Annotated in this window: 11 protein-coding genes and 1 tRNA gene; 3 read left to right on the top strand and 9 right to left on the bottom strand. The window is 66.5% G+C overall.

Annotated features, from left to right (window positions below):
- Positions 1-21: 21 nt before the first annotated feature.
- A tRNA-Asn gene (locus tag VFE82_RS07520) sits at positions 22-97 on the bottom strand.
- A 59-nt stretch (positions 98-156) separates the two neighbouring features.
- Entirely contained in the window at positions 157-1,392 is a 1,236-nt protein-coding gene (locus tag VFE82_RS07515; RefSeq protein WP_324999634.1) for an ABC transporter substrate-binding protein, read from the bottom strand.
- A gap of 146 nt (positions 1,393-1,538) precedes the next feature.
- Here VFE82_RS07515 and aat point away from each other — a divergent pair, with 146 nt between their 5' ends.
- From aat to VFE82_RS07500, 3 genes are read left to right on the top strand one after another with little or no spacing between them, the layout of a single operon-like run.
- Entirely contained in the window at positions 1,539-2,300 is a 762-nt protein-coding gene (gene aat, locus VFE82_RS07510; protein ID WP_324999633.1) for a leucyl/phenylalanyl-tRNA--protein transferase, read from the top strand.
- Entirely contained in the window at positions 2,297-3,046 is a 750-nt protein-coding gene (locus VFE82_RS07505; RefSeq protein ID WP_324999632.1) for an arginyltransferase, read from the top strand. Before aat ends, VFE82_RS07505 begins: the two co-directional genes overlap by 4 nt.
- Before the next feature lie 44 nt (positions 3,047-3,090).
- Positions 3,091-3,888, top strand: a complete 798-nt coding sequence (locus VFE82_RS07500) for an IclR family transcriptional regulator (RefSeq protein WP_324999631.1) — start codon at positions 3,091-3,093, stop codon at positions 3,886-3,888.
- A gap of 76 nt (positions 3,889-3,964) precedes the next feature.
- Here VFE82_RS07500 and pbpG read toward each other — a convergent pair whose 3' ends face one another.
- The 7 genes from pbpG to VFE82_RS07465 form a co-directional block, all read right to left on the bottom strand.
- Positions 3,965-4,984 (bottom strand): D-alanyl-D-alanine endopeptidase, encoded by a 1,020-nt coding sequence (gene pbpG, locus VFE82_RS07495; protein WP_324999630.1) that lies wholly within the window; start codon positions 4,982-4,984, stop codon positions 3,965-3,967.
- Between the two features lie 116 nt (positions 4,985-5,100).
- On the bottom strand, positions 5,101-6,639 hold the full coding sequence (locus VFE82_RS07490; RefSeq protein ID WP_324999629.1) for a 2-isopropylmalate synthase: 1,539 nt from the start codon (positions 6,637-6,639) through the stop codon (positions 5,101-5,103).
- Positions 6,624-8,321 (bottom strand): 2-isopropylmalate synthase, encoded by a 1,698-nt coding sequence (gene leuA, locus VFE82_RS07485; protein WP_324999928.1) that lies wholly within the window; start codon positions 8,319-8,321, stop codon positions 6,624-6,626. The genes VFE82_RS07490 and leuA overlap by 16 nt, the downstream gene beginning before the upstream one ends.
- A 219-nt stretch (positions 8,322-8,540) precedes the next feature.
- Positions 8,541-9,359, bottom strand: a complete 819-nt coding sequence (gene pssA / locus VFE82_RS07480) for a CDP-diacylglycerol--serine O-phosphatidyltransferase (RefSeq protein ID WP_324999628.1) — start codon at positions 9,357-9,359, stop codon at positions 8,541-8,543.
- Positions 9,360-9,482: 123 nt separating this feature from the next.
- Positions 9,483-10,499 (bottom strand): ketol-acid reductoisomerase, encoded by a 1,017-nt coding sequence (gene ilvC, locus VFE82_RS07475; protein WP_324999627.1) that lies wholly within the window; start codon positions 10,497-10,499, stop codon positions 9,483-9,485.
- A 130-nt stretch (positions 10,500-10,629) separates the two neighbouring features.
- Positions 10,630-11,121 (bottom strand): acetolactate synthase small subunit, encoded by a 492-nt coding sequence (ilvN, locus tag VFE82_RS07470; protein WP_324999626.1) that lies wholly within the window; start codon positions 11,119-11,121, stop codon positions 10,630-10,632.
- Between the two features lie 110 nt (positions 11,122-11,231).
- Complete coding sequence (locus VFE82_RS07465; protein ID WP_324999625.1) at positions 11,232-13,028, bottom strand: acetolactate synthase 3 catalytic subunit; 1,797 nt, start codon at positions 13,026-13,028, stop codon at positions 11,232-11,234.
- Positions 13,029-13,255: the final 227 nt, after the last annotated feature.

Below are 13,255 nucleotides of genomic sequence, written 5' to 3'. Positions count from 1 at the left end.
GGCTGATTTCATTCGAGTCTTTGGCTCCCCGACCTGGGCTCGAACCAGGGACCTACGGATTAACAGTCCGGCGCTCTACCGACTGAGCTATCGGGGAACAGCCCGCGAGTATAGCGCGGTTTTTGCCGGTTCCTGATCGGGAGCGCGATTCGCGCGTTATTTCGCCGTCTGGCTCTCGGCCCTGGCCGCAGGAAGGTCCTGCTTGCGGCGGATGACGGTGGCGCGCCGCTCGTCCTCCTTGTAGTAGTAGGCGCGCTCCTGGTTGCGCCACGTGCCGAGCCAGAGCATGTTGGCCGAGATCGCATCGTGATCGTCCGGCGAGAACGCGCGTTCGTAGGTCGAGACCACGCCGCGGTACGGCGCCGACGGGTTCTCCAGCGCCTTCTTCAGGCCCGGGCCGGAGAGATCGCCCTTGGAGTCGAACATGGCGCGCAACAGGAGGTGCACGCTGTCATACGTCTGCGCGGCCGACATCATGGAGCCGATGGGCGTCTCCTTGCCGAGCTTGGTGTAGGCCCGCAGGAAGGTGCTGTTGCGCTCCAGGAACGGATTGGGCAGGACGGTCTGCACCATCAGGGCCCCCTCGACCTTGCCGCCCGACTTCTGGTAGGCGGAGGCGTGCGACAGGCCCCAGGGCCCGAACTGCGGCACGTTCCACTTGACGGCTGCGCGGGCGGCCGAGATCACGCCGGATTCCGGGCCGACCGTCCAGCCGATCAGGGCATCCGCGCCCGTCGCCTTCAGCTGCTTCATCTCCTCCTCGAGCGATTCGACGCCGACCTTGAAGCGGACCACGGCGTGCGGCTTGAGCTGAGCCCGGCCGAGCGCAGCTTCCAAGTCCTTGAGGCCCGCTTCGCCATAGCCGCTGGTGTCCACGAGCAGCGCCACCTTGCCGAGGCCGCGCTTGACGATCTCGTCGACCAGGAACTGAGTCTGCAACTGGTCGCGCGCCGAGGTGCGGAAGATGTAGCTCGTGGCCGGCGGGTACTTGGCCGTGACTGCCGTACCGGTGGCGCAGGGCACGAAGAGAATGGACTTGTGGGTCTGGAAGACCTCCAGTGCCTTCATGGCGACGCCGGTGTTGCAAAAACCGATGGTCGCGGCGACCTTCTCGGTCACGACCAGTTCCTCCGCGTGCTTCAGGCCCGTGTCGTTGTCCGCCTTGTCGTCGCGCACCACCAGCTCCAGCGGGCGGCCGAGATATCCGCCGACCTGATTGATCTCGTTGACGGCCACCTGGGCCCCAAGACGGGCGCTGTTGCCCATGTCCGAGGAGCCGCCCGTCAGCGGGAAGATCACGCCGATGCGCACCGGGGTAGCACCCTGCCCGATGGCCCCGCCTGCGGTGAGGCTGCACGCCGCCACCAGGCACCGGATTGCAAGCTTGAACATCGAGATACTTTTACTGACTTTTGGTTACATGATGATGTTCCTGCGGCTCCAGGTCCGGCAATGCGGGTTTTCCCATCCGCCGGGCCAGGATTGCGGTCAGCCGAGGAACGAGCCGCGACAATGGCGGCAGACGAATCCCCGTGCCCGTGTCGCCCTCCCTCCGACTGCCCTGGCTGGACCCGGGCGATCCATTTCCTCCCGCGTTCCAGGCCTGGGATGCTTCCCAGCCGGCTCCCGGTCTGCTGGCCGCCGGCGGTGCGCTCGACGTGCCGACGCTCGAGCGGGCCTACCAGGGCGGCATCTTTCCGTGGTTCAGCGAGGGACAGCCCATCCTCTGGTGGAGCACCGACCCGCGCATGGTGCTGTTCACCGCCGAGTTCAAGCTGCACCGTTCGCTGCGCAAGACGCTGCAGCGGTTCGTTGCCGACCCGCGTTGCGAGATCCGCTTCGACCATGACTTCGCGGGTGTGATCCGCGCCTGCGCCGGCACCCCGCGCGAGGGACAGTCGGGCACCTGGATCGTGCCCGACATGGTGCGGGCCTACGAAGCGTTCTACGCAGCCGGACGGGCCCACAGTGTCGAGACCTGGATCGACGGCCGGCTCGCGGGGGGGCTGTACTGCGTCAACCTGGGACAGGCGGTCTTCGGCGAGTCGATGTTCACCCACGCGCCCGACGCCTCCAAGATCGCACTCGCGGCACTGGTCGCCTTCTGTCGCGCGCACCGGATCGAGTGCATCGACTGCCAGCAGAACACGCGCCATCTCGCCTCGCTCGGGGCGCGCGAAATCCCGCGCCAGGCCTTCGTCGCAGCCGTCGCCGAACGGGCGCGGCGTCCGGCCCCGCGCTGGGAATTCCTGCCCGTATACTGGCGCGAACTCTCCCTGTTGCCGAAGCCTGCCGCGTGACGCACCTCAAGGACCTTCCGCTCCAGACTCTGCAGTTCTATGCGACGGCGCCCTACCCGTGCAGCTATCTGCCCGGCAAGCAGGCCCGCTCGCAGGTGGCCACGCCCAGCCACCTGATCCACAACGACGCCTACTCGGACCTGGTCACCAGCGGCTTTCGCCGCAGCGGCATGTTCACCTACCGCCCGTACTGCGACGGTTGCCGTGCCTGCGTGCCGCTGCGCGTGCTGGCGCAGCAGTTCACGCCAGACCGCAGCCAGCGTCGCGCGTGGGCCCGGCACCAGCACCTGCAGGCACGCGTGCTCAAGCTGTGCTTCGTGCCCGAGCACTACCAGCTGTACCTGCGCTACCAGAGCGGGCGCCATGCCGGCGGCGGCATGGACCACGACAGCATCGACCAGTACACGCAGTTCCTGCTGCAAAGCCGGGTGAACTCGCGCCTGGTGGAGTTCCGTGAGCCGCTGCCCGACGGGTCGCCCGGGGCACTGCGGATGGTCTCCATCCTCGACGTGCTCGGCGACGGGCTGTCGGCCGTGTACACGTTCTACGAACCGGACACGTCCGCCAGCTACGGCACCTACAGCGTGCTGTGGCAGATCGACCAGGCCAAGCGGCTCAATCTCCCGCATGTCTATCTGGGCTACTGGATCTCGCAGAGCTCGAAGATGAACTACAAGGCCAGGTTCCGGCCGCACCAGGTGTTGCTGGACGGCACGTGGACCGACAACGCCTTGCCGCCCGGCTGATTTCACAAGATAAAATCCATGGGAGCTTGCAACCACTGGTTCCCATGAAGAAGCAAGACAGCGGTCAACCCGCCACCCCCACCATCCAGGTCATCGAGCGCATGTTCGCGCTCATCGATGTGCTCGCCTCGCGCGAGGAAGCCGTGTCGCTCAAGGAGATCAGCGAGAAGACCGGCCTGCATCCGTCGACCACGCACCGCATCCTGAACGACCTGGCCGTCGGCCGGTTCGTCGACCGTCCCGAGGCCGGCAGCTACCGGCTCGGCATGCGCCTGCTGGAACTCGGCAACCTCGTGAAGGGGCGGCTCAATGTCCGCGATGCGGCACTGGCGCCGATGCGCGAGCTGCACAAGCTGATCCAGCAGCCGGTTAACCTGTCGGTGCGTCAGGGCGACGAGATCGTCTACGTCGAGCGCGCCTACAGCGAGCGCTCGGGGATGCAGGTGGTTCGTGCCATCGGCGGGCGCGCGCCGCTGCACCTCACCTCGACCGGCAAGCTGTTCCTGGCGGCGGACGACGCACCGCGGGTGCGCGCCTACGCCACCCGCACCGGCCTGCCGGGGCACACGCGCAACAGCATCACCCAGCTGCAGGTTCTGGAGCGCGAGCTTGCCAAGGCCAGGCAGTACGGCATTGCGCGCGACAACGAGGAACTCGAACTCGGCGTGCGCTGCATGGCCGCAGGCATCTACGACGACCAGGCCAAGCTGGTGGCGGGGCTGTCCATCTCCGCTCCCGCCGACCGCCTCGACGAAGGCTGGCTGACCAAGCTGCAGGCCACGGCCAACGCGATCTCCGAAGCCCTGGGGCACACCCCGGCCGCAGCCGCCAAGGTCGCCTGACGCTGGCCGCGCTGGCCGGCGCGCCCAAAAGAAAAGCGGCCCCGTGGGGCCGCTTCTCTTCTGGATGTCGACGATCTCAGCCGTTGACCTGCCGGACGGCCGCAGCCGCCGGAGTGGCTGCCGGTGCGTTGGTTTCGACCCAGCGGCGCACCCGCTCGGCATCGGCGATGCGACTGAGCTTGCCGGCGGAATCCAGGAACACCATGATCAGCTTGCGGCCGGCCACCCTGGCCTGCATCACCAGGCACTGCCCGGCCTCGGAGATGTAGCCGGTCTTCTGCAGACCGATCTCCCACTCCGGGTGCTTCACCAGGCGATTGGTGTTGTTGTATTGCAGCGTCCGCTTGCCGACGGCGACCTGGTAGCTCGGCGACGTGGAGTACTCGCGCAGCTGCGGATCCTGGTAGGCGGTGTTCACCAGCATGGCGAGGTCGTGCGCACTCGACTGGTTCCGGCTGGACAGGCCGGTCGGCTCGACATACTGCGTGTCCTTCATGCCCAGGGTCTGCGCCTTGGCGTTCATGAGGGCCACGAAGGCCTGGAGTCCGCCGGGGTAGGTCCGGCCCAGCGCGTGCGCCGCGCGGTTCTCGCTGGACATCAGCGCCAGGTGCAGGGCCTCGGCGCGGGTCAGCGTCGTGCCCACGCGCAGGCGCGAGCTGCTGCCCTTCTCGGTGTCGACATCGTCCTGGGTGATGGTGATCACCTCGTCCATCGGCAGCTTGGCTTCGCTGACGATCAGGCCCGTCATGAGCTTGGTGAGCGAGGCGATGGGCAGCACGGCCTGGTCGTTCTTGGACAGCAGGACCTCCCGGGTGTCCTGGTCGATGACCAGGGCGACGCTGGAACGCAGGTCCAGCTGGTCCTGCGTGCCGTGCAGGCCCGCGAGCTGGCCGAACGACGGCCGGGCGACGGCGGCGATGACGGGGCGGCGCTTGGTCGCAACGACCGTCTTGGAGACGCGTTGCTTCTTGACCACCGCCTTGCGGCCGGCGGCCTCAGCGGGCGCCGGTGCGAGCGTGGCGACGACTGCGATCGCCGCCACGGTATGAAGTAGTCGAGTGAGTGTCTTGTTCACGGCATTCGGCGCTGGCTGCATCAAAGACTCCCTGCTGGCCCTTGATCGACTCGACTTTACCGAGTCGGTAAAAACTACGCAACATCAACAACTTAGGTAACTTTCCTAAGCCTTCGCCGAATTATATGGACACACCCCTAACCTTGTGCGGCAAGCCGCTCAGCTTTACTTTGTAACTTGTTCAGGGCGCTCAGGTAGGCCTTGGCCGACGCGACGACGATGTCGGGATCGGCGCCCACGCCATTGACCACCCGGCCCGAGTTCTGCAAACGGACCGTCACCTCGCCCTGGCTCTCGGTGGAGCCGCTGATGGCGTTGACGGAATACAACACCATCTCCGCCCCGCTCTTCACGTGGGCTTCGATGGCCTTGAGCGAGGCGTCGACCGGACCGTTGCCCTCGGCCTCGCCGCGGACTTCCTTGCCGTCGACTGCGAACACCACCGTGGCGTGCGGCCGCTCCCCGGTCTCGCTGTGCTGGCGAAGCGAGATCAGCCGGAAGGTCTCCTGTTCCTGGGTGACGGCCTCATCGCCCACCAGGGCCAGGATGTCCTCGTCGAAGATCTCGCTTTTGCGGTCAGCCAGCTCCTTGAACTTGGCGAACGCCGCGTTGACCTCCGCTTCGCTGTCGAGCTGCACGCCGAGCTCCTGCAGCCGCTGCTTGAATGCGTTGCGCCCCGACAGCTTGCCCAGCACGATCTTGTTGGCGCTCCAGCCCACGTCCTCGGCGCGCATGATCTCGTAGGTGTCGCGGGCCTTGAGCACGCCGTCCTGGTGGATGCCGCTGGCATGGGCGAACGCGTTGGCGCCCACCACCGCCTTGTTGGGCTGGACCACGAACCCGGTGGTCTGGCTGACCATCCTGCTGGCTGCCAGGATGTGCCTGGTGTCGATGTTCAGTTCGAGCCCGAAATAGTCCTTGCGGGTCTTCACCGCCATCACGATCTCTTCCAGGGAGCAGTTGCCCGCCCGCTCACCGAGTCCGTTGATGGTGCACTCCACCTGGCGCGCGCCGCCGATCTTCACGCCGGCCAGCGAATTCGCGACGGCCATGCCCAAGTCGTTGTGGCAGTGCACGGCCCAGATGGCCTTGTCCGAGTTCGGGATCCGCTCGCGCAGCATGCGGATGAAGTTGCCGTAGAGCTCGGGCACGGCATAGCCGACCGTATCGGGCACGTTGATGGTGGTGGCGCCTTCCGCGATCACCGCCTCCAGCACGCGGCAGAGGAAGTCGGGCTCGCTGCGGTAGCCGTCTTCCGGGGAGAACTCGATGTCGGCGCACAGGTTGCGGGCGAAGCGCACCGACTGCCTGGCCTGCTCGAGCACCTGCTCGGGCGACATCCGCAGCTTCTTCTCCATGTGCAGCGGCGACGTCGCGATGAAGGTGTGGATGCGGGCGCGATTGGCGCCGCGCAACGCCTCGGCCGCGCGCGAGATGTCGCGGTCATTGGCACGCGACAGCGAACAGACCGTCGAATCCTTGATCGCGTTCGCGATGGTCTGCACCGCTTCGAAGTCGCCGTTGGAGCTGGCGGCGAAGCCGGCTTCGATGACGTCCACCCGCAGGCGCTCGAGCTGACGCGCGATGCGCAGCTTCTCGTCCTTGGTCATGGACGCGCCCGGCGATTGCTCGCCGTCACGCAGGGTGGTGTCGAAGATGATCAGTTGCTCTGCCATGCCGCTTCCTCCGCGATCGGATTGCCCTTGGCGCGCTGCAGGCCGGACACGATGGCCTTGAGCGACGCCGACACGATGTTCGCATCCATGCCCACGCCGAACAACGTGCGTTGTCCGATGCGCAGTTCCAAGTAGGCGACGGCCTGGGCGTTGGCGCCGGAGCCGATCGCATGCTCGTGGTAGTCCAGCACCCGCACCTCCTCGCCAGTGGCCGCCGCGAGCCCCTCGACGAAGGCATCGATCGGCCCGTTGCCGGCGCCCTGGATGGTGAGCTGGCGCCCCGACACGCCGACGTCGGCCACGAGCTTGACGAGCTTGCCGCTGGCCCCGGAGGCCTCGTCCAGCACCTGGTGGCGCGGCGCCGGAATGCTGCGGACGCCGTACTCGCGCTCGAAGAGCTCGAAGATCTCGCGTGCCGTCAGTTCCTTGCCGCTCGCATCCATCACGCCTTGCACCACCTGGCTGAACTCGATCTGCAGCCGCCGCGGCAGCTCCAGCCCGTACTCGCTTTCCAGCAGATAGGAGATGCCGCCCTTGCCGGACTGGCTGTTGACGCGGATCACCGCCTCGTAGCTGCGGCCCAGGTCCTTGGGGTCGACCGGCAGATAGGGCATGTCCCAGAGGTCACCTTCGCGGCGGGCACCGAACGCCTTCTTGATCGCGTCCTGGTGCGATCCCGAGAACGAGGTGTAGACCAGCTCGCCGACATACGGATGGCGGGGATGCACGGGAAGCTGGTTGCAGTGCTCGACCGTGCGGCGGATGTCGTCGATGTCGGAGAAGTCCAGGCCGGGGTGCACCCCCTGCGTGTACAGGTTCAGGGCCACGTTGACGAGGTCGAGGTTGCCGGTGCGCTCGCCATTGCCGAACAGGCAGCCTTCCAGGCGGTCTGCGCCGGCCATCACGGCGAACTCGCCGGCCGCCGTGCCCGTTCCGCGGTCGTTGTGGGGATGGACCGAGAGCACGATCGCGTCACGGCGCGCGAGGTGCCGGTGCATCCACTCGATCATGTCGGCGAAGATGTTCGGCGTGGAATGCTCCACGGTCGACGGCAGGTTGACGATGCACTTGCGCTGCGGCGTCGGCTCCCAAACCTCGGTGACGGCGTCCACCACGCGCTTGGCAAAGGCCAGCTCCGTGCCGGAGAACATCTCGGGCGAATACTGGAAGGTCCACTCGGTGCCGGGCTGCTGCGCCGCCAGCTCCTTGAACAGGCGGGCCTGGCTGGTCGCCAGCTGCACGATGCCGTCCTCGTCCAGGCCCAGCACCACCTCGCGCATCACGGGCGCAGTCGCGTTGTACAGGTGGACGATGGCGCGACGTGCACCCTGCAAGGCTTCGAACGTCCGGCGGATCAGCGGCTCACGCGCTTGCGTGAGGACCTGGATGGTGACGTCCTCGGGGATGAGGTTCTCGTCGATCAGCTTGCGCAGGAAATCGAACTCCACTTGCGACGCGGACGGGAACCCGACCTCGATCTCCTTGAATCCGATCCGGACCAGCGCCTGGAACATCCGCAGCTTGCGCGGGATGTCCATGGGCTCGATCAGCGCCTGGTTGCCGTCCCGCAGGTCCACGCTGCACCACACGGGTGGGCGGGTCAGCACCGCGTCGGGCCAGGTGCGGTCCTTCAGCCCGACGGGGGCGAAGGGGCGGTACTTGCTGGCGGGGTTCTTCAACATGGACATGAATGGCTTTCGTCGTCGTGGAAGGTGGACCAGCAGCCCCAAAGAAAGACGGCCCGCTGCTGGTGCAAACGGGCCGTCGAGATTCTGGTGGTCGCGTGCGCTACCGTCTCCGCCCGTGGGTGGATAGCAGTAGAGCCAGCGAGATCAGGTGCATGGCGGGCACTCTAGCACAAACGGCCGATGCCGCCGCGTCAGCAGGGCCGCGAAGTCGGTTCACTTGTGCAGGCCGCTCTCTTCGGGTTCGTCGGTGGACGTGCTGATCACGCTGGCGCGCTGGCCCTTAGCGCGGCGCCACCCATAGAGCACGTAACCCGAGATGCCGTACAGGCAGAACAGCACGAACAGCACCACCGGCGGATCGATGTTGATGACGGCGATGCCCAGCGCGATCAGCACGATCACGGCGAACGGCACGCTCTTTTTCATCGAGATGTCCTTGAAGCTGTAGAACGGCACGTTGGTCACCATCGTCAGCCCGGCGAACAGCGCGAACGCGAACATCACCCATGCGGCCTCATAGCCCTTGACGGCGTAATCGTTCATCAGCCAGATGAAGCCGGTGACCAGTGCGGCCGCAGCAGGTGACGGCAAGCCCTGGAAGTAGCGCTTGTCGACCACGCCGGTGTTGACGTTGAAGCGCGCCAGCCGCAACGCCGCGCAGGCGCAGTAGACGAAGGCAGCGATCCAGCCCCAGCGACCCAGTCCCTTGAGCGCCCATTCGTAGGCGATCAAGGCCGGCGCGGCGCCAAACGAGACCATGTCGGACAGCGAGTCCATCTGCTCGCCGAAGGCGCTTTGCGTGTTGGTCATGCGCGCAACGCGCCCGTCGAGGCTGTCCAGCACCATGGCCACGAAGACCCCGGCGGCGGCCATGTCGAAGCGCTGGTTCATCGCCATCACCACGGCATAGAAGCCGCCGAACAGCGCCGCCAGCGTGAACAGGTTCGGGAGGATGTAGATGCCCTTGCGGCGCTTGCGCACCACGATGCCCTCCTGGGGCGTGGTGTCGGAATGGGTGGTGCCGTCGTGCATGGGGGCAAGTGTAATTGGCCGCCACGCACGACTCTTCCGTGCGCAACAAAAAGGCCGCCTGGCGGCGGCCTGCGGCATCCCTGGCCGGGACATCCGTGCCGGCGGGCAGGCCCGCCGTGCGAATCAGTTGCGGGTCTGGTCGACCAGCTTGTTCTTCTTGATCCAGGGCATCATCGCGCGCAGCTGCTCGCCCACCACTTCGATCGAGTGCTCGGCGTTCAGGCGGCGGCGCGACTGGAGCGTCGGAGCGCCGGCGCGGTTTTCCAGGATGAAGCTCTTGGCGTACTCGCCGGTCTGGATGTCCTTGAGCACCTGCTTCATGACCTTCTTGGTCTCCTCGGTGACGACACGCGGGCCGGTCACGTACTCGCCGTACTCGGCGTTGTTGGAGATCGAGTAGTTCATGTTCGCGATGCCGCCCTCGTAGATCAGGTCGACGATCAGCTTCAGCTCGTGCAGGCACTCGAAGTACGCCATCTCGGGGGCGTAGCCGGCTTCCACCAGCGTCTCGTAGCCGGCCTTGATCAGCTCCACCGTGCCGCCACACAGCACGGCCTGTTCGCCGAACAGGTCAGTCTCGGTCTCCTCGCGGAAGTTGGTCTCGATGATGCCGGCCTTGCCGCCGCCATTGGCCATGGCGTACGACAGCGCGAGATCGCGGGCCTTGCCGCTCTTGTCGGCATGCACGGCCACCAGGTGGGGCACGCCGCCACCCTGGGTGTAGGTGCTGCGCACGGTGTGGCCCGGCGCCTTGGGGGCGACCATCCACACGTCGAGGTCGGCGCGCGGCACGACCTGGCCGTAGTGCACGTTGAAGCCGTGCGCGAAGGCGAGCGAGGCGCCCTGCTTGATGTTCGGCTCGACGTCGTTCTTGTAGACGGAGGCGATCTGCTCGTCGGGCAGCAGGATCATGACCACGTCGGCCGACTTCACCGCGTCGGCCACCTCGGCGACCTTCAGGCCGGCCTTCTCGACCTTGGGCCAGGAAGCGCCGCCCTTGCGCAGGCCGACGATCACCTTCACGCCGCTGTCGTTCAGGTTCTGGGCGTGGGCGTGGCCTTGCGAGCCGTAGCCGATGATGGCAACCGTCTTGCCCTTGATCAGGCTCAGGTCGCAGTCCTTGTCGTAGTACACCTTCATGGTCTTCTCTCTCCGGTAAGTTCAGTTTCGCCGTTCGCCCTGAGCCTGTCGAAGGGCTCAAGCACACCCCGCGGACGGGGCTTCGACAGGCTCGGCCCGAACGGACGGGCGGCCGAGCCTCGTGTTCGGTTCAGACGCGCAGCACGCGCTCGCCGCGGCCGATGCCGCTGGCGCCGGTCCGCACCGTCTCCAGGATGGCGGTGCGGTCGATCGCCTCCAGGAAGGCGTCGTTCTTGCCCTGGTCGCCGGTCAGCTCGATGGTGTAGCTCTTCTCGGTGACGTCGATGATGCGGCCGCGGAAGATGTCGGCCATGCGCTTCATCTCCTCGCGCTCCTTGCCCACCGCGCGCACCTTCACCATCATGAGCTCACGCTCGGTGTAGGCGCCCTCGGTGAGGTCGACCACCTTGACCACCTCGATCAGGCGGTTCAGATGCTTGGTGATCTGCTCGATCACGTCGTCGGAGCCGGTGGTCTGGATCGTCATGCGCGACAGCGACGGGTCCTCCGTCGGCGCCACGGTGAGCGACTCGATGTTGTAGCCGCGGGCCGAGAACAGGCCGACCACGCGGGAGAGTGCGCCGGGTTCGTTTTCCAGCAGCACGGCAATGATGTGCTTCATGCGATTCCTCTTTTCGGTGCCCTCCCCCGCAGCCGGTAAGCGGCGGGCTTGGCAGCCAATAGATTCGTCTTCGGGGATCCGGCGCCCTTGCGCGGGCGCCGGGGTTCAGCTCACAGGTCTTCCGATCCCAGCAGCATCTCGGTGATGCCCTTGCCGGCCTGCACCATCGGGAACACGTTCTCGGTGGGGTCGGTGCGGAAGTCCATGAACACGGTGCGGTCCTTGAGCTTGCGCGCCTCGCGCAGCGCGGGCTCGACGTCGCGCGGGTGCTCGATCAGCATGCCGACGTGGCCGTAGGCCTCGGCCAGCTTCACGAAGTCGGGCAGCGCATCCATGTAGCTGTGGCTGTAGCGGCCCTCGTAGTCGAGCTGCTGCCACTGGCGCACCATGCCCAGGTAGCGGTTGTTCAGCGAGATCACCTTGATCGGCGTCTTGTACTGCAGGCAGGTCGACAGCTCCTGGATGCACATCTGCACCGAACCCTCGCCGGTGATGCAGTACACCTCGCTGTCCGGCCTGGCCAGCTTGATCCCCATGGCGTACGGGATGCCCACGCCCATGGTGCCCAGGCCCCCCGAGTTGATCCAGCGGCGCGGCTCGTCGAACTTGTAGAACTGCGCGGCCCACATCTGGTGCTGGCCCACGTCGGAGGTGATGTAGGTGTCCACCCCGCGGGTCATGGCCGAGAGCGTCTCGATCACATGCTGCGGCTTGATCACTTCCTGGTTCTTGCGGTCGTAGCGCAGGCAGTCCTTCTTGCGCCAGGCCTCGATCTGGTTCCACCAGGCGGCCAGCGCGCCTGCATCGGGCCGGACGCTCGACTCCTTGATCATGGCGATGAGTTCGGTGAGCACCTCGCGCACGTCGCCCACGATCGGAATGTCGACCTTCACCCGCTTGGAGATGCTCGAGGGGTCGATGTCGACATGGATGATCTTGCGCTCGTTCTGGGCGAAGTGCTTCGGGTTGCCGATCACGCGGTCGTCGAAGCGCGCCCCCACGGCCAGCAGCACGTCGCAGTTCTGCATGGCGTTGTTGGCCTCGATGGTGCCGTGCATGCCCAGCATGCCCAGGAACTTCGGGTCGTGGCCGGAGATGGACCCCAGGCCCATCAGCGTGTTGGTGCACGGGCAGCCGAGCATGTCGACCAGCTGGCGCAGCTCCTGGGTGGCATTGCCCAGGACGACGCCGCCGCCGGTGTAGATGTACGGCCGCTTGGCCGCCAGCAGCAGCTGCAGCGCCTTGCGGATCTGCCCGCCATGGCCCTTGCGCACCGGGTTGTACGAGCGCATCTCGACCTTGTCCGGATAGCCGGTCCAGGCCGTCTTGTTGAACGAGACGTCTTTCGGGATGTCCACCACGACCGGGCCCGGGCGGCCGCTGCGGGCGATGTGGAAGGCCTTCTTCATCACGTCGGCCAGCTGGCGCACGTCCTTGACCAGGAAGTTGTGCTTGACGATGGGGCGGGTGATGCCGACCGTGTCGCATTCCTGGAAGGCATCCAGGCCGATCGCGTGCGTCGGCACCTGGCCGGTGACGATCACCATCGGAATGCTGTCCATGTAGGCGGTCGCGATGCCGGTGACCGCGTTGGTGACGCCCGGGCCCGAGGTGACCAGGGCGACGCCGATGTCGCCGGTGGCGCGGGCATAGCCGTCGGCCGCGTGCACGGCGGCCTGCTCGTGGCGCACCAGCACGTGCTGGATGGTGTCCTGCTTGTAGAACGCGTCGTAGATGTGCAGGACGGCGCCGCCGGGGTAGCCCCAGACGTACTTCACGCCTTCGGCCTGCAGCGACTTGACGAGGATCTCGGCACCTCGCAACTCGAGCGGGGCCTGGGAAGCTTGGGGGGGTGAGCCGGCCGTGACGGCCGCCGCGGAGGTGATCTCCGCCTTGCTGATTTCCATGATCAACCTTTCGGGTTTCGGGAACGAAGAACCTTGGGGTGCCCCTTCGCCGTCCCTTGTGGGGACGCGTCGGGACTTAGAGCCCCGGACCATGGGCGTGCCGATCGGGCCGCCGGATCCGGACTCGTTTGCCTTTTGACTTGCGGGGCACATTATGGCACCTCAACGGCAGCCGGCCGAACACGACCGCAGCGGTGCATAATCCCGGCCGCGAACGCCTGCCCCGA

Origin of the sequence: Ramlibacter sp. (genome assembly GCF_035655895.1) — a bacterium.
Taxonomy (GTDB): domain Bacteria; phylum Pseudomonadota; class Gammaproteobacteria; order Burkholderiales; family Burkholderiaceae_C; genus Ramlibacter.
The sequence above is the reverse complement of the archived record's forward strand: the minus strand, read 5'-3'. Positions and strand labels throughout refer to the sequence as shown.